The organism is Streptomyces pactum, assembly GCF_016031615.1.
Classification (GTDB): domain Bacteria; phylum Actinomycetota; class Actinomycetes; order Streptomycetales; family Streptomycetaceae; genus Streptomyces; species Streptomyces pactus.
Genome location: NZ_JACYXC010000001.1, coordinates 325552 through 341558 on the forward strand (window position 1 = coordinate 325552; position 16007 = coordinate 341558).

Sequence of the window (16007 nt, forward strand, 5' to 3'; positions counted from 1 at the left end):
GCCGGAGAGAGAAGGGCCCGTGGGGTGGCCGTACGGGCGGGCGGGCACCGGCCCGTACGCCTCACCGGTGCCTCCCCCTGAGGCCCGAGGAGTCGGCGCGGGTCCACACCCCGCCACACTCGATCGCCAGTTCGATTACCGCGTATTCTGAGGTCATGGACCTGAACCTGCAGCCGTCCCTCTTCGCCGGGGAGGAGACCATCGGGCTGCGCCCGCTGGACGGCCTGCACCGCACCGACCTCGGCATGGGCGCCTGGATCGACGTCCTGCCGGGCTGGCTCACCGGGGCCGACGAGCTCTTCGACCACCTGGTCCACCGGGTCCCCTGGCGGGAGGAGCAGCGCCGGATGTACGACCGGGTGGTGGAGGTGCCCCGGCTCCTCGCCCACTACCGGGCGGGCGACCCGCTCCCCCACCCGGTGCTGACCGCCGCCCGGGACGCGCTCAGCGCCCGGTACGCCGAGGAACTGGGCGAGCCGTTCCGCACGGCGGGGCTGTGCCTGTACCGGGACGGCCGGGACAGCGTCGCCTGGCACGGCGACCGGATCGGCCGGGGCAGCACCGAGGACACCATGGTCGCCATCGTCTCCGTCGGCGACCCCCGGCGGCTGGCGCTCAGGCCCCGGGACGGCGGCGGGCCGACGGTGTACCGGGCACTGGGGCACGGCGACCTGGTGGTGATGGGCGGCTCCACGCAGCGCACCTGGGACCACGCGATCCCCAAGACCTCGCGGGCGGTGGGACCGCGGATCAGTGTCCAGTTCCGCCCGGCCGGGGTGGCGTGAGACCACCGCGGACCGTGGCGACGGCCCACCGCTCCGGTCCACCGCGCCGGCCGGTCGCGGACGGGGCCGGGAAAGCCGGGGTCCGGGGGCGGTCACCGCTCCCCGGCGAAACAAGGTGGTGGACGCATTGATCATGAGGCCCGAGAATCAAGCCGTTCGATCATCTGTTGTCCCACCGTCCCCGTTCAGGAGTGCCCCATGCGCGTGATCGCGTTCGACCACCTCGTCCTCACCGTCGCCGACGTCGAGCGCTCCCTCGCGTTCTACTGCGGGCCGCTGGGGCTGGAACCGGTCCGGGTGGACGAGTGGCGCGCCGGCAAGGTGCCCTTCCCGTCGGTGCGGGTGAGTCCCACCACTATCATCGACCTGGTCACGGCCCCGGACGGGCCCCGCGGCACCAACGTGGACCACATCTGCCTGGTCGTCGAGCCGCTGGACTGGCAGCGGGTGGTGGCCGAGGGCACCTTCGAGGTGGTGGACGGTCCCGGCCCGCGCTTCGGGGCGCGGGGCACCGCCGAGTCGCTGTACGTGCGCGACCCGGACGGCAACACCGTCGAGCTGCGCTGGTACCCGCAGGAGGCCTGACCGGTACGGGGCGGGCCGGCGCCCGGTCCGCCCCGCCCGGCGGGGCCGGCCGCGGGACCGCGTGTCCGCCCGGGGTACGCGCGGCGCACGGCCCGCTCAGCCTTCCCGGTGCTCCAGGTCCTCCGCGGCCTCCGCGCGGTCCTCCCGGTCCTCCGTCCGGTCCACGTATCGCAGCACGCCGGCCATCAGGTGTTCGGCCACGTCCTCGGACTCCGCGGCGACACAGCCGGCCAGGGCGCCGCGCAGCGCCGGGGCGTCGATGCCCGCCCCGATCAGGACCAGCCGGGTCCCGTGGGCCTCCTCCGGCCCACGGTCCCAGGGGCGGAAACGGAGGAACCGGCCGACCGCGTGCACCGAGAACGGCTCGTACCGTCCGGCCGGCGCGAAGTCCACGAACCCCTTCATCCGGTAGACGCCGGCGGGCCGGGAGTCCAGGAAGTCCAGGAACCGGCGCGGGTGGAGGGGGCGGTCGGCCGCGAACTCCACGCTCTGGTAGGCGCTGTGGAGGTGTCCGGTGGCACCGGGCCCCGGGTCCTCGTCGGCCGCGCACAGGTCCGCGAAGGAGAGCTGCCGGAAAGCCTCCTGACGGGACGGCCGGGACGGGGCGTCGAACAGCAGGCCGGGATCGATCCGCCCGTGCTCGGCCGCCACCACGGGCACCCCGGGGGCCAGGTCGCCCAGCGTCCGCAGCAGCCGGTCCCGCACCGGCTCCTCGACCCGGTCGGCCTTGTTGAGCACCACCACGTCGGCGGCCCGCACATGGCGGTCGAGGTGCGGATGCCGCTCCCGGGTGCGGTCGAACTCCGCGGCGTCCACGACCTCGACCAGACCCCCGTAGGTGATGCGGTCGTCGCTGCTGGCCAGCAGCATCCGGATCATGCTCTGCGGCTCCGCCAGTCCGCTGGCCTCGATGACGATCACGTCGATGCCCACGGCCGGGTCGGCGAGGCGGGCCACCATCGCGTCCAGTTCGGAGGCGTCCGCGACACAGCACAGACAGCCGTTCTCGATGGGGACCATCGAATCGACCTGCCCGGCGACGGCCAGGGCGTCGATGTTGACGCTCCCGAAGTCGTTGACGATGACACCGACCCTGGTGTCGCCACCGCGCCGCAGCAGGTGGTTGAGCAGGGTCGTCTTGCCGGAGCCGAGGAAGCCCGCGAGGAGGATGACCGGTATCCGCTTGTCTGACACGGCGGTGCCCTTCCCATGACGCCACGGCGAACTCGCCCACGGAGCGTAGCCCATCGCGACGACGGCCCGGCCCCGGGGGCGGCGGGCCGGCTGCGGCCGGCGCCCCCGGGCGGAACCGGGCGATCCCACGTGCCCCGGCCTCCCCCGGGCCGGCCCCGGCGGCGGCGCACGGGCCCGGCCCGGCCCCGCGGTCGGGGGAACGCCGGGGCAGCACCGCCACGCGGGCCACGCCGCCGGTCCGCCGGGCTCGCGGATGCCGGCCCCGGGACGCCGGAATCCCGACACCGGGATGCGGGCACCGGACACCGGAGCCACGGATGCCCGGAGGGTCCCGGCCCTGCGGAGCGTCGGTCACGGACCGGCCGGCACCGGACGCACGAATCCCGACTCCCGCACTCACCGGCCCGGCCCCGACCCCGACCCCGGCCGACCGGTACCGGACAAACGGACACCGGGCTCACCGCCCCCCGGATCGCGGTACGTCGGGGCGGGGCGTCGGGGAGACTGGAGCGGCCCGTTCGCGCACCGCTTTCGATCGCCTACCGGGAGGGCCCGTGCCCGACAAGCCCGCCACGCTGTTCGTGATGGAACCGGTCCATCTGCCGCGGCTCTTCCCCGACCCGCTGCTCGACCGGCTCGCCCGCTCCCTCCGGGTGGCCCGGGAGGCGGCGCCGCACCCGGTGGCCACCGGCGGTGTGCCCCCCGAGGACGCGGAGGTGCTGGTCACCGGGTGGGGCTGCACCCCGCTGACCGAGGAGGTGCTGGCCGGCCTCCCCCGGCTGCGCGCGGTCCTGCACGCGGCGGGGAGCGTCAAGGGGCATGTGACCGCGGCATGCTGGGACCGTGGCCTGCTGGTCTCCTCCGCGGCCGGCGCCAACGCCGTGCCGGTCGCCGAGTTCACCCTCGGGGCGATCCTGCTGTGTGGCAAGGACGCCCTGCGGATGCGGGCCCGTTACGCGGCGAGCCACCGCCTCCCGGACCCGGCCGAGACCGGGCGGCTGGGCAACCTGGGCCGCCGGGTGGGGATCGTGGGGGCCTCCCGGATCGGGCGGCGGGTGATCGAGCTGCTGCGCCCGTTCGATGTGGAGGTCGCGGTGTACGACCCGTATCTGCCGCGCCCGGAGGCCCGCGCGCTCGGCGTCCGTCCGCTGCCGCTGGACGAACTCGTCGCCACCAGCGAGGTGCTGAGCCTGCACGCCCCGCTGCTACCGGGCACCCGGCACCTGCTGGACGCCCGCCGGCTGGCGCTGCTGCCGGACGGCGCCGCGCTGGTGAACACCGCGCGGGGCGCGCTGGTGGACACCGCCGCGCTCACCCGGGAGCTGGTGTCGGGCCGGATCTCGGCGGTGCTGGACGTCACCGACCCCGAGCCGCTGCCCGCCGGCTCACCGCTCCACCACCTGCCGAACGTGCTGCTCACCCCGCACATCGCCGGTGCGCTCGGCAACGAGCTGCCCCGGCTGGGCCTGGCGGTCACCGAGGAGGCGGAGCGGCTTGCGGCCGGGATGCCGCTGCGCCACCAGGTGCTCCCCGGCGACCTGGACCGCATCGCCTGACCCCCGACGCCCGGCGCATACGTCCGGCGGAGCCCGATCCGGCGCCCGGGCCGGGCGGACCCCGTGCCGGCACCCCGCGGACCCCCGCGGACCCCGTTCCGGCACCCGTCGGCCCCGGCAGACCCCGTTCCGGCGCGTCGGACCCCGGCCGGAGGAGGACGGGGCCGGCCGGCCGCGTCCCCTCCGGCACCCGGCGGCACCGGCCCTCGCCCCTGCCCGGCCCGGTGCCCCGGCCGCACGCCGGTCCGGGCCGGCCCCCGCCCCGCCGGCCGCGGCTCCGTCCACCCGCCCCCGTCCACACCGTCGCCTGTCCGCCCGGCCCCCGGCCGCCCCTTGACGGCCGGTGCATGCTCATCGGGAACGGCCCGGCGGCCCGAAACCCGTCGCCGGCAGTCGAACCGACCGTCAGGAGAACACCGTGTGGCCCTCACCGGCCGTGCCGACGACGGCACCCCCACACCCGTCACCCCCGACACCCCCGGCGCCCCGGGATCCTGGGCTCGCGGCGCGGCCCGACCCCGGACCGGGCGGCCGCGCCGGGGCACGGCAGCCGCTGGCCGGGATCACGGTGGTCGCCCTGGAACAGGCCGTCGCCGCGCCGTACGCCACCCGTCAGCTCGCCGACCTCGGGGCACGGGTGATCAAGGTGGAACGCCCCGGGCGGGGAGACTTCGCCCGCGACTACGACCGTACGGTCAAGGGCATGTCGGCGTATTTCGTCTGGGTCAACCGCGGCAAGGAGAGCGTGGTGCTCGATCTGCGCCAGGAGGCGGACCGGGCGCTGCTGGACGCGATGATCTCCCGCGCCGACGTGTTCGTGCAGAACCTGCGGCCGGGCGCGTGCGACCGGCTGGGGCTGGCCGCCGGCACGCTGCGCGCCCGCCACCCGCGGCTGATCACCTGCGAGATCACCGGTTACGGCGGCACCGGCCCGTACCGTGACAAGAAGGCGTACGACCTGCTCGTCCAGTGCGAGACGGGGCTGGTGTCGATCACCGGTGGCCCCGAGGTCCCGGCGCGCGCCGGCATCTCGATCGCCGACATCGCGGGCGGGATGTACGCCTACAGCGGCATCCTGACGGCACTGTACGAACGGACGCGCACCGGGCGGGGCACGTCGCTGTCGGTCTCGCTGCTGGACGCGCTGGGCGAGTGGATGGGCCACCCGTACTACGCGCAGGCGTTCGGGGGCACCCCGGTGCGGCGCAGCGGCGCCCGCCATCCGTCCATCTCCCCCTACGGGGCGTACCGGTGCGGGGACGGCGCGCAGATCTTCCTCAGCGTGCAGAACGACCGCGAGTGGGTGGCGCTGTGCGAGCGGGTGCTGCGCCGCCCGGAGCTGGTCCGGGACCCGCGGTTCGCGGACAACCCGCTGCGCCACGCGCACGACGAGGAGCTGACCGGCCAGCTGGAGGGGTGTTTCGCCGGCCACACCGCGGACGGGCTGCTCGCGCTGCTGGACGGGGCGGGGATCGCCGCCGCGCGACTGCGCACGGTCGCGGAGTTCGCCGGTCATCCGCAGCTGGCGGCGCGTGACCGGTGGCAGGACTTCGACTCGCCGGTGGGCCCGCTGCGCGGTCTGCTGCCGCCGGTGGAGGTGGCGGGGCGGCGGGCGCCGATGCGGCCGGTGCCCTCACTGGGCGAGCACACCGAGGCGGTCCGCGCCGAGTTCGCCGGTCCGGGGAGCGGTCCGGCGGACCGGGCGCCGTCCCCGGCATGAGGACACCGTCCCCGGCATGAGGACACCGTCCCCGGCATGAGGGCACCGTCCCCGCCGTGAGGGTGCGGTGCCCGTCGGGAGGGTGCGGTGCCCGGCGTGAGGGTGTGCCCGGCGAGGGCCGGTGGCGGCCGGGCGCCCTCACCCCGGCCGGACGCGGCGGGGCGCCGTGGTCCCGGCCGGCCCCGCGCGGGTGTGCTCGCGCCGCCGGGGACCCACGGGCCGGCTGCCCCGGACACGGATCCCCGGGGACCCGGGCCGGGCCAACACGCCGGCGCACCCGCGCACCGCGCACCGGAGGCCGTTCCGCAGGCCACCCCCCGACCGCCCGCCGGCCGACCGCCTGACCGGCAGCCAGGCCGGCCGGCGGAAGGGTGGCGCGACGGCCCGCGGAACGTGACGCTCAGCCGAACGCGACCCGCTCCAGCCAGAAGTCGAGCAGCTCCGCGTCGCCGAGGACCTCAAGGCCCGGGTGGTCGGCGGGGGTCCGCCGGTAGACCAGGAGCAGCAGGTCGGTGACCGGGCCGCGCACCGCCACGGCGGCCTTCTCGTGGGCCCGGCGCCAGGTGACGGCCTCGCCGCCGAGGTCCACCAGCCACTCCGCCGCCGTCTGCGGCCCGGTGTCGGTGGCGTGCAGGTGGAGGGTCCGGCCGGGGCCGAGCAGTTCGCGCCGCTCTGGGTGGAGTTCCATCAGCTGCGGCAGCGCGCCCAGCTCCATCCACTCGTCGAGCGCGTCCACCGCGACGTCCGTGGCGAGCGGGTACTCCGCCCCGGCGGCCAGCGCCGCGTCGGCCCGGTGGACCACGGTCTCGTGCACCATGCGGCGGGCCCAGAACAAGGTGGTCCGTCCGGGCACCGCCGTCCACATCTGGGCCTCGGTGCCGGCCTCCCGCAGCGTCCCGGCGAGCTGCGCGGCCCCTTCGGCGAGCCAGCCGTCGATCTCCGTGGCGTCGTCGGCGAGGCCGTGGTCCTCCTGCTGGGGGATGGGCCCCGGGGCGCGGGTGCGCACGATGGTCTCCACCCAGCGGTGCGCGCCGCCGACGTGCCGGAGCAGCTGCCCGATGGTCCAGTCGGGGCAGGAGGGGACGGGGGCGGACAGGTCGGCGCCCCGGACGGTTTTCCGCAGCTGGTCGGTCTGATCGACGATCTCGTCGCAGTAACGTTCGAAGGTGAACAGCGTCATGGCGCCACCGTACGGGGTGGCGTCCGCAACTCCGCTTGGGGGCCCGCCGGTTCGCCGCCCGCCGCGCCCCGGTCCGCCACCGCGGGTCCGTGCGGCCCGCTACCCGCCGGTGCGGCGGACCGTCCGCCGCCCCCGGCCGCCGGGCCGGCGGACGGCACCCGACCACCTGCCGGGCCGGGCTCAGCCCACCGGGTCCGGGGACCGCACGGGTTCCGGGTCGGGGGTACTTCCCCGGGTGTCCCGGCGCACCAGGGCGGCGTAGCGGCCGCCCCGGCGGAGCAGTTCGTCGTGGGTGCCCCGCTCCACGATGCGTCCGCCGTCCAGGACGACGATCAGGTCGGCGTCCCGGACCGTGGAGAGCCGGTGCGCGATGGTGATGGTGGTGCGGCCGGCCGACAGCGCGTCGATGGCCTGCTGGACGGCGTGTTCGGTCCGGGTGTCCAGCGCGCTGGTGGCCTCGTCGAGGATGAGCACCGGCGGGTCGCGCAGGATGGTGCGGGCGATGGCCAGCCGCTGCTTCTCGCCGCCGGAGAAGCGGTGGCCGCGCTCCCCGACGACGGTGTCGTAGCCGTCGGGGAGGGAGGCGATGTGGTCGTGGATCTGCGCCGCCCGGGCCGCCTCCACCATCTCCTCCTCGGTGGCGTCCGGCTTGGCGAACCGCAGGTTGTCGGCGACCGAGGCGTGGAAGAGGTACGTCTCCTGGGAGACCACGCCGACGGCGCGGGCGAGCGAGTCGAAGTCCAGGTCGCGGACGTCCACGCCGTCCAGCAGCACCCGGCCTCCGGTCACGTCGTACAGCCGCGGCACCAGGTGGCTCAGGGTGCTCTTCCCGGAGCCGGTGGGGCCCACGACGGCGAGGCTGCTGCCGGCGGGGACGGTCAGGTCGATGCCGCGGAGGGTGGGCCGGCCGGCTCCGTCCTCGCCCGGTTCGTAGGCGAAGTCCACCCGTTCGAAGCGGACCTCGCCGCGGATCGTCTCCAGCCGGACCGGGCGGTCGGGCTCGGTGATGTCCACCGGCATGTCCAGGTACTCGAAGATCCGCTGGAAGAGGGCGAGGCTGCTCTGGATCTGCACCCCGGTGGACAGCAGGCTCACCGTCGGCCGGAACAGGCCCTGCTGGAGGGAGACGAAGGCGACCAGGGTGCCGATGGAGACGGCGGGGCCGCCCGCCTGCAGCGCCAGGCCCGCGGCCCAGTAGATCAGGGCGGGCATCGCGGCCATCACCACTCCGATGGTGGCCATCCGCCACCGGCCGGCCATGCTGGAGCGGATCTCCAGCCCCACCAGCCGGTCGGACTCCCGGGCGAACGCCTCGGTCAGCGAGTCGGAGCGGCCCATGGTGCGCCCCAGCAGGATGCCGCTCACCGACAGCGACTCGGTGACCATCGCCGACATCGCCGCCATCTGCTTCTGCCGCTGCGAGGTGATCTTCTTCCGCTCCTGCCCCACCCGGCGGCTGATCCAGACGAACACCGGCAGCAGCAGCAGCGAGACGACCGTCAGCCGCCAGTCGAGGGCGAGCATCGCCACCACGGTGGCGACGACGCTGGTGAGGTTGGAGACCAGCGAGGTCGCGGTGGAGGTCACGGTGGCCTGCATGCCGCCGATGTCGTTGGCGATCCGGGACTGCACCTCGCCGGTGCGGGTGCGGGTGAAGAAGGCCAGCGGCATGCGCTGCAGCCGGTCGTAGACGGCGGTCCGCAGATCGTGCATCACCCGCTGCCCGACCGTGGTGGACACCAGGGTCTGCACGACGCCGAAGACGCCGCCCAGCACGGCCGCCGCGATCATGCCGAGCGCCAGCAGGCTCAGCAGCCCGGTCCGCCCCTGCGGGATGGCGGTGTCGAGGATCTCCCGGAGCAGGAACGGCGAGGCCACCGAGACCAGCGAGGACGCGGCGACCAGCAGCCCGACCACGGCGAGCCGGCCGCGGTAGGGGCGGAACAGGCCGAGGATGCGGCGTACCTGGGCCGGGCGTTCGGGGTCGGCGGGCGGCGGGGTCCATTCGGGGCCGTCGTGGTGCATGGGCTCCTTCCGGGGCACGGGCCGGGACGGGGCGGCGGCAGAGTCCCACCGAGCGTAGCTCATATTTACCTAAGTTCACAATGAAGTACATCCTGCTAGAGTCGGGGCATGTCCTCGCCCGCCCCGGCCGCCGACGCCTCCGGCCGTCTCGCCGAGCAGCTGCTCCGCCTCACCCGCCGGCTCCACCGGGCCCAGCGCCGGTACCTCGAACCGCTGGGCGTCACCCCGGCCCAGGCCCGGCTGCTGCGCACGGTGGCCCGCCGGGACGCGGACGGCCGCCCGCCGCGGATGGCCGACCTCGCCCAGCGGCTGGAGGTGGTGCCGCGCGCGGTGACCACCCTGGTGGACGCCCTGGAGGCGCACGGCTCGGTGCGCCGGGTCCCCGATCCGGCCAACCGCCGGGTGATCCGCATCGAGCTGACCGAGGCCGGCCGGGGCACCCTGCGCGCGCTGCGGGACGCCCGGCGCGCCGCGGCCGAGGACGTGCTGGCCCCGCTCACCGAGGCACAGCGCCGGGAGCTGGGCGGCCTGCTGGACGCGCTGGCCGACGACCCGGAGCGCGACTGCTGACCGCCGGCCGGCCGCGGCTTCGTCCAACCACCCGCGACAGGAGTCCAAGCAGCTCCCTTGTGTCCCGTGCACCCCACCCGTCAGGGTCCTGACGACGGTTCACCACCGGCCGGGTACGTCCGTTCTTCTCCGGGAGGATCGATGCACGAGGCAACACCGCAGCAGCCGAGCCGCCGTTCCGTGCTGTGGGGCGCCGGCGCCGCCGGGGCCGGGATCGGCCTGGGGGCGGCCGCCTCCCCGTCCGCCGCCGCGGCCCCCCGCTCCGCCCCCCGCCGCTCCGGCCGCGCCCGCCACGCCCCCCGAGGGCGTGGCGACGTAGACGAAGTCCACGTCCCGGCGCTCGCACAGCCGCACGAAGTCCCGTTCGAGCGCCGGGAGACGGTGCGCGTGGGCATCATCGGCCTCGGGCAGCGCGGTGGCAGCATGATCGACCTGTTCCTGGCGCTGCCCGGGGTCCGGGTGACCGCGCTGTGCGACCCGGTGCGGGAGAAGGCCGAGGCGGCGGCGGCCAAGGTCACCGCCGCCGGACAGCCGGCCCCGGCCCGGTATACCGGCGGCGACCGGGACTTCGTGCGGCTGTGCGAGCGCCGGGACGTGGACTTCGTCTACGTCGCCACGCCCTGGGACTGGCACTACGAGATGTGCCGGACGGCCATGGAGCACGGCAAGCACGTGGGCGTGGAGTGTCCGCTCGCCCTCGAACTGGACCAGCTGTGGGAGCTGGTGGACGTCTCCGAGCGCACCCGGCGCCACTGCATGCAGCTGGAGAACTGCTGCTACGGCCGGAACGAGATGCGGGTGCTGCGCATGGCGCACGCCGGGCTCTTCGGCGAGCTGCTGCACGGCGCGGGCGCCTACATCCACGACCTGCGCGGGCTGATGTTCGACCCCGACTACTACGAGGGGCCCTGGCGGCGCCTGTGGCACACCCGGCTGCGGGGCGACCTCTACCCCAACCACGGGTTCGGCCCGGTCGCCAACTACATGGACGTCAACCGCGGCGACCGCGCGGTGCGCATCTCCACCTTCGGCTCCCCCGCGCTGGGCCTGGCCGCCTACCGCGCCCAGCACATGCCGCCGGGTCACCCGAGCTGGAAGGAGAGCTACATCGAGAGCGACATGTCGATCTCCCTGGTGCAGACGGCCAAGGGCCGGGTGATCCGGCTGGAGCACGCCGTGTCCAACCCCCACCCGTACAGCCGGCTGAACATCCTCGGCGGCACCAAGGGGGTGTTCGAGGACTACCCGGCGCGGATCTACCTGGAGCCGGAGATGACCGACGACCGGTGGGGCGACTTCGGGGCGTACGCGGACTGGGACCACTGGCTGTGGAAGAAGCACAGCAACCCGCCCGGCGGCCACGGCGGCATGGACTACATCATGCTCTACCGCCTCGTCCAGTGCATGCGGCTGGGTCTGGTGCCCGACTTCGACGTCTACGACGCGGCCACCTGGACCGCCCCGGTGCCGCTGAGCCACCGGTCGATCAAGGCGGGCGGCGCCCCGCAGGAGATCCCGGACTTCACCCGCGGGCTGTGGCGCAAGGCCCGGCCCGGCGTGGACTCGGCCGAACCGGCCGGCTGACGGCCCGGGCCGCCGCCGCGGTGCCGCCGGCGGTCGGCGGCCCGGCCCCCGGGGCGGCCGGCGGGTCCGGCCAGGGCCGCCCCGGGAGCCGGGCGGTGGTGCGCTCAGGCGGCCAGGTGCGCCCGGTCCCCCATCACCACCACCGGATGCTGTGCCGGGTCCACCGTCCTGAGCAGGTACTCCATCCCGGACCTGGGCAGGCTCACACAGCCCGACGTCCCGCTGCCGTGGTCCAGGTGCAGCCAGATGCTGCCGCCCTTCTCCTGCCCCTGGGGGCGGGTGGGGTCCAGCGGGCTGGTGCCGCGCACCCGGTTGTAGTCGATGGCGATGACGTAGTCGAAGTCGTGCCAGTGGCTGCGGGACCAGGAGCGCGGAGCGGCGAAGGCGGGGTCGGCGGTGTACGGCAGCCGCGCCCCGGGATCGGGCAGCACCCCGCCGGCGTCGCTGAGCGTGAAGACCCCGACCGGGCTGCGCCGGTCGCCCTGCCGGTGGTCGGTGGTCCAGCCGCGCTTGCCGTTGTGCCCGGACCACTGCCGGGTGCGCTGCCAGGCGCCGTCCCGCCGGGTGTAGAGCACCACGGTGGCGTCGGCGGAGTCGGGCCCGCGGCCGTAGACCGCCACCACCTGGCCGGAGTCGGCCGGGATACGGGCGTGGAGGGTGTCGCCCACCCCGGGGATCCGGGTGGGGTCGGCGGTGGGTGACGCGCCGGGGGCGGCGGTGCGGGACGCCGTACCGCCCCGGTCGCCGCCGCCCCGGCCGCCGTCCTGCCCCGCCGGGCCGCCGCAGCCGGCCAGCAGCACGCCGGCCGCGGCGGTGAGGGCGGTCCGGCGGAGGATGGGGGTTCCGGGCGTACGCATGCCCCCCATCGTCGCACCGCCGCCGCGCCCGGGGTCACCGGCCGGCCGTACCGCGCCGGTGCCGCGCCGGACGCCGCGGCGTCCGGCGTCCGCCGGCCGTGACGACGCGCCCCGGCGTGCTCGCCGTGGCCGGGGGCAGCACCCCCCTGCAGGCCGGCGCCCCCGTACCCCGGCGCCTGGCCGTCCCGGGTCCGGCCGCCGCCGGTCGCCGGCGGCCGGCTGGACGAACGGAAGGACGCCGCCGCGTCCGCTTCCGGACGGACGCCCCGCCACCCGTGGTGAGCCGTCACCGGCCGCGTCGCGGGCGCGGACGCCCGCGGCCGGGCGCGTCACAGATAGCCGAGCGCGCCCAGCCCGCCCAGACCGCCGAGCACCATGAAGGCGGGGGTGAGGACCTTCAGCTCCACCCAGCTGCCGGCCCGGAACCGCAGGCCGCGCGGCGGCCCCACCGGGTACCAGCGCCTGCGGCCGATGGGGATGGGCCACAGGATCGGGCAGCCGGACACGGTCAGCGCGTCACCGATGTCGTGCACCAGCGCGCCGAGCACGATGGGCAGGCCGAGCCACAGGTACGCGTGGCCGGCGCCGAAGAGCCAGTCCGAGCCGTTCCCCGGTTCGTCCAGCACCCCGGCGAGGATCCAGGCGCCGGCGGCGCCCAGCAGCCACACCAGCACATCGCTGGAGACCCGTGCCATGCGCCACAGCAGGCCCTCGACGGCGAGCACCACGTGCACGAAGAGGATGCCCAGCACCGCCCAGCGGTCTCCGGTGACCGCCAGCAGCGAGGCGCCGGCGCCGATCAGCACCGCCCACACCCAGGTGTGGGTGAGGGTGCGGTGGCCGCCGGAGCGGCGCGGGTCGCCCGGTTTCCGGGTCGCCCGGTACACCGCGTACGACAGCCGGTCGATCACCTCGCACAGGCCGCGCGAGATCGGCCCGAAGGCCCGGGATATCGTCGCCGAGCGGTGGTCCAGGTCCGGGGCGAGCGCCGCCCCGGCGCAGATCAGCGCGCCGACCACCAGCACCGGCCAGGGCATCGGGTGCCCGGTGGCCCCGGCCGCCGCGCCGACCCCCAGCCACGCGGCCGCCCCGGACAGCGAATGCGCCGGTCCCATCATGTCCGTTCCCCGCCCCTGCCGGTCCGCTCCTCGCCCCGCCCGGTGCGGAGCGGGCGTGTCCGTCCGGGCACAGCCTAGCGGCGGATGATCTTCACCCGTGCGGGCAGGTCCCGGGCGGGTCCGGGGAGCAGGCAGTATAGGAACGTGAAGACTCTTATCGATCAGCTGCCGAGCGACGCCGACCCCGATGCGCTTTTCGAGGCGTTCTCGACCTGGGTGGAGGGGCGCGGGATCTCCTTGTACCCCGCCCAGGAGGAAGCGCTGATCGAGGTGGTGTCGGGCGCCAACGTGATCCTGTCCACGCCGACCGGCTCGGGGAAGAGCCTGGTGGCGGCCGGCGCCCACTTCACCGCGCTCGCGAACGACCAGGTGACCTTCTACACCGCGCCGATCAAGGCGCTGGTGTCGGAGAAGTTCTTCGAGCTGTGCAAGATCTTCGGCACCGAGAACGTCGGCATGCTCACCGGCGACGCCTCGGTCAACGCCGACGCCCCGGTCATCTGCTGCACCGCCGAGGTGCTGGCGTCCATCGCGCTGCGGGACGGCCGGGACGCCGACGTCGGCCAGGTGGTGATGGACGAGTTCCACTTCTACGCCGAACCGGACCGCGGCTGGGCCTGGCAGATCCCGTTGCTGGAGCTGCCGCAGGCGCAGTTCATCCTGATGTCGGCGACGCTGGGCGATGTGTCCCGGTTCGAGGAGGACCTGACCCGGCGGACCGGCCGTCCCACCGCCGTGGTCCGCTCCGCGACCCGTCCGGTGCCGCTGAGCTACGAGTACCGCACCACCCCGCTCACCGAGACGCTGACCGAGCTGCTGGAGACCCGGCAGGCCCCGGTCTACATCGTCCACTTCACCCAGGCCGCGGCGGTGGAGCGGGCGCAGGCGCTGATGAGCATCAACATGTGCACCCGCGCGGAGAAGGACCAGATCGCCGATCTGATCGGCAACTTCCGCTTCACCACCAAGTTCGGCCGGAACCTGTCGCGTTACGTCCGCCACGGCATCGGGGTGCACCACGCCGGGATGCTGCCGAAGTACCGGCGGCTGGTGGAGAAGCTGGCGCAGGCGGGTCTGCTGAAGGTGATCTGCGGCACCGACACCCTGGGTGTGGGGGTCAACGTACCGATCCGCACGGTGCTGTTCACCGCGCTCACCAAGTACGACGGGCAGCGGGTGCGCACCCTGCGGGCCCGGGAGTTCCACCAGATCGCCGGGCGGGCCGGGCGGGCCGGCTTCGACACCGCCGGTCTGGTGGTGGCCCAGGCGCCCGAGCACGTGGTGGAGAACGAGAAGGCCCTCGCCAAGGCGGGGGACGATCCCAAGAAGCGCCGCAAGGTGGTGCGCAAGAAGGCGCCCGAGGGCTTCGTCAACTGGGGCCAGAACACCTTCGAGAAGCTCATCGCCGCCGACCCCGAGCCGCTGACCTCGCGGTTCCGGGTGACGCACGCCATGCTGCTGTCGGTGATCGCCCGTCCGGGCAACGCGTTCGAGGCGATGCGGCGGCTGCTGGAGGACAACCACGAGCCGCGCCGGAACCAGCTGCGGCACATCCGGCGGGCCATCGCGATCTACCGGTCGCTGCTCGACGGCGGCATCGTCGAGCGGCTGCCGGAACCGGACGCGGAGGGGCGCATCGTTCGGCTGACCGTCGATCTCCAGCAGGACTTCGCCCTGAACCAGCCGCTGTCGACGTTCGCGCTGGCCGCCTTCGAGCTGCTGGACCCCGAGTCGCCGTCGTACGCGCTGGACATGGTCTCGGTGGTGGAGTCCACGCTGGACGACCCGCGGCAGATCCTGATGGCCCAGCAGAACAAGGCGCGCGGCGAGGCCGTGGCGGCGATGAAGGCGGACGGCGTCGAGTACGAGGAGCGGATGGAGCGGCTCCAGGAGGTGTCGCACCCCAAGCCGCTGGAGGAGCTGCTGTTCCACGCCTACGGGCTGTACCGCCGCAGCCATCCGTGGGTCGGCGACCACCCGCTCTCCCCGAAGTCGGTGGTCCGCGACATGTACGAGCGGGCGATGACCTTCACCGAGTTCGTCTCCTTCTACGACCTGGCGCGCACCGAGGGCATCGTGCTGCGCTACCTGGCGAGCGCGTACAAGGCGCTGGACCACACCGTGCCCGACGACCTGAAGTCCGACGACTTCCAGGACCTGATCGCCTGGCTGGGCGAGCTGGTGCGCCAGGTGGACTCCAGCCTGCTGGACGAGTGGGAGCAGCTGGCCAACCCCGAGGAGCTGACGGCGGAGGAGGCGCAGGAGCGGGCCGACCAGGTCAAGCCGGTCACCGCCAACGCGCGGGCGTTCCGGGTGCTGGTGCGCAACGCGATGTTCCGCAGGGTGGAGCTGGCCGCGCTGGACAAGGTCGCGGAGCTGGGCGAGCTGGACGAGGAGTCCGGCTGGGACGAGGAGCGCTGGGCCGCGGCGATGGACGCGTACTGGGACGAGTACGAGGAGCTGGGCACCGGTCCGGAGGCCCGCGGCCCGAAGCTGCTGCGGATCGAGGAGCAGCCGGAGCACGGGCTGTGGCGGGTGCGGCAGACCTTCGCCGACCCCGAGGGTGACCACGACTGGGGCATCTCCGCCGAGGTGGACCTGGCCGCCTCCGACGAGGAGGGGCGCGCGGTCGTCCGGGTCACCGGCGTCGGTCCGCTGTAGGCCGGACGACCGCTCGCCGGGCCGTGACCGGACCCCGCCGCGGCGGCGGGTCGGCCGCGGGGCGCCGCACGGGGTGATCCGCGGCCCGGGCGGCCCGCGCGCCGCGGCCCGGTGCCGGTACGCGTGACCGGACGGCGCCGCCCGGGGGGCCGGGCCCCGGCCGGGTGCCACG

12 protein-coding genes are annotated in these 16007 nt (G+C 75.0%); 7 read left to right on the forward strand and 5 right to left on the reverse strand.

The features are described from left to right. Nucleotides 1–155: 155 nt before the first annotated feature. Together IHE55_RS01305 and IHE55_RS01310 are read left to right on the forward strand one after the other, a co-directional pair. Nucleotides 156–785, forward strand: coding sequence for an alpha-ketoglutarate-dependent dioxygenase AlkB (locus IHE55_RS01305; protein WP_197987321.1), 630 nt, complete (start codon nucleotides 156–158; stop codon nucleotides 783–785). Nucleotides 786–983: 198 nt separating this feature from the next. Continuing rightward, nucleotides 984–1370, forward strand: coding sequence for a VOC family protein (locus IHE55_RS01310; RefSeq protein ID WP_197987322.1), 387 nt, complete (start codon nucleotides 984–986; stop codon nucleotides 1368–1370). 96 nt (nucleotides 1371–1466) lie between these two features. On the opposite strand, the gene IHE55_RS01315 is transcribed toward IHE55_RS01310, so the two are convergent. Next, entirely contained in the window at nucleotides 1467–2564 is a 1098-nt protein-coding gene (locus IHE55_RS01315; RefSeq protein WP_197987323.1) for a CobW family GTP-binding protein, read from the reverse strand. Between the two features lie 584 nt (nucleotides 2565–3148). Between IHE55_RS01315 and IHE55_RS01320 the strand changes: the two genes are divergently transcribed. Together IHE55_RS01320 and IHE55_RS01325 are read left to right on the forward strand one after the other, a co-directional pair. After that, complete coding sequence (locus tag IHE55_RS01320) at nucleotides 3149–4120, forward strand: hydroxyacid dehydrogenase (protein WP_197991707.1); 972 nt, start codon at nucleotides 3149–3151, stop codon at nucleotides 4118–4120. A gap of 553 nt (nucleotides 4121–4673) precedes the next feature. Next, nucleotides 4674–5840, forward strand: coding sequence for a CaiB/BaiF CoA transferase family protein (locus IHE55_RS01325; RefSeq protein WP_197991708.1), 1167 nt, complete (start codon nucleotides 4674–4676; stop codon nucleotides 5838–5840). Nucleotides 5841–6240: 400 nt separating this feature from the next. On the opposite strand, the gene IHE55_RS01330 is transcribed toward IHE55_RS01325, so the two are convergent. Together IHE55_RS01330 and IHE55_RS01335 are read right to left on the reverse strand one after the other, a co-directional pair. Beyond that, complete coding sequence (locus IHE55_RS01330; protein WP_197987324.1) at nucleotides 6241–7020, reverse strand: maleylpyruvate isomerase family mycothiol-dependent enzyme; 780 nt, start codon at nucleotides 7018–7020, stop codon at nucleotides 6241–6243. Nucleotides 7021–7200: 180 nt separating this feature from the next. Then, on the reverse strand, nucleotides 7201–9045 hold the full coding sequence (locus IHE55_RS01335; RefSeq protein WP_197987325.1) for an ABC transporter ATP-binding protein: 1845 nt from the start codon (nucleotides 9043–9045) through the stop codon (nucleotides 7201–7203). Between the two features lie 108 nt (nucleotides 9046–9153). Here IHE55_RS01335 and IHE55_RS01340 point away from each other — a divergent pair, with 108 nt between their 5' ends. Both IHE55_RS01340 and IHE55_RS01345 read left to right on the forward strand, forming a co-directional pair. Beyond that, nucleotides 9154–9615, forward strand: a complete 462-nt coding sequence (locus IHE55_RS01340; protein ID WP_197987326.1) for a MarR family winged helix-turn-helix transcriptional regulator — start codon at nucleotides 9154–9156, stop codon at nucleotides 9613–9615. 141 nt (nucleotides 9616–9756) lie between these two features. Continuing rightward, a complete protein-coding gene (locus IHE55_RS01345; RefSeq protein ID WP_197987327.1) occupies nucleotides 9757–11199 on the forward strand; it encodes a Gfo/Idh/MocA family protein in 1443 nt (480 codons plus the stop codon). Between the two features lie 104 nt (nucleotides 11200–11303). On the opposite strand, the gene IHE55_RS01350 is transcribed toward IHE55_RS01345, so the two are convergent. Together IHE55_RS01350 and IHE55_RS01355 are read right to left on the reverse strand one after the other, a co-directional pair. Further along, on the reverse strand, nucleotides 11304–12056 hold the full coding sequence (locus IHE55_RS01350; RefSeq protein WP_197987328.1) for a L,D-transpeptidase family protein: 753 nt from the start codon (nucleotides 12054–12056) through the stop codon (nucleotides 11304–11306). A 329-nt stretch (nucleotides 12057–12385) separates the two neighbouring features. After that, nucleotides 12386–13174 carry a metal-dependent hydrolase gene (locus IHE55_RS01355; RefSeq protein ID WP_197987329.1) on the reverse strand — a complete coding sequence of 263 codons (789 nt, stop codon included), beginning with the start codon at nucleotides 13172–13174 and terminating at the stop codon, nucleotides 12386–12388. An 84-nt stretch (nucleotides 13175–13258) separates the two neighbouring features. On the opposite strand from IHE55_RS01355, the gene IHE55_RS01360 reads away from it, so the two are divergent. Continuing rightward, a complete protein-coding gene (locus IHE55_RS01360; protein WP_232265405.1) occupies nucleotides 13259–15835 on the forward strand; it encodes a DEAD/DEAH box helicase in 2577 nt (858 codons plus the stop codon). The last annotated feature ends 172 nt before the right edge of the window (nucleotides 15836–16007 follow it).

Excerpts from the sequence above, each read along its gene's own strand:
- IHE55_RS01335 (WP_197987325.1), bottom strand. The coding sequence starts at position 9,045 with ATGCACCACGACGGCCCCGAATGGACCCCGCCGCCCGCCGACCCCGAA.
- IHE55_RS01330 (WP_197987324.1), bottom strand. The coding sequence starts at position 7,020 with ATGACGCTGTTCACCTTCGAACGTTACTGCGACGAGATCGTCGATCAG.
- IHE55_RS01350 (WP_197987328.1), bottom strand. The coding sequence starts at position 12,056 with ATGCGTACGCCCGGAACCCCCATCCTCCGCCGGACCGCCCTCACCGCC.
- IHE55_RS01340 (WP_197987326.1), top strand. The coding sequence starts at position 9,154 with ATGTCCTCGCCCGCCCCGGCCGCCGACGCCTCCGGCCGTCTCGCCGAG.
- IHE55_RS01310 (WP_197987322.1), top strand. The coding sequence starts at position 984 with ATGCGCGTGATCGCGTTCGACCACCTCGTCCTCACCGTCGCCGACGTC.
- IHE55_RS01345 (WP_197987327.1), top strand. The coding sequence starts at position 9,757 with ATGCACGAGGCAACACCGCAGCAGCCGAGCCGCCGTTCCGTGCTGTGG.
- IHE55_RS01355 (WP_197987329.1), bottom strand. The coding sequence starts at position 13,174 with ATGATGGGACCGGCGCATTCGCTGTCCGGGGCGGCCGCGTGGCTGGGG.
- IHE55_RS01360 (WP_232265405.1), top strand. The coding sequence starts at position 13,259 with ATGATCTTCACCCGTGCGGGCAGGTCCCGGGCGGGTCCGGGGAGCAGG.
- IHE55_RS01320 (WP_197991707.1), top strand. The coding sequence starts at position 3,149 with ATGGAACCGGTCCATCTGCCGCGGCTCTTCCCCGACCCGCTGCTCGAC.
- IHE55_RS01305 (WP_197987321.1), top strand. The coding sequence starts at position 156 with ATGGACCTGAACCTGCAGCCGTCCCTCTTCGCCGGGGAGGAGACCATC.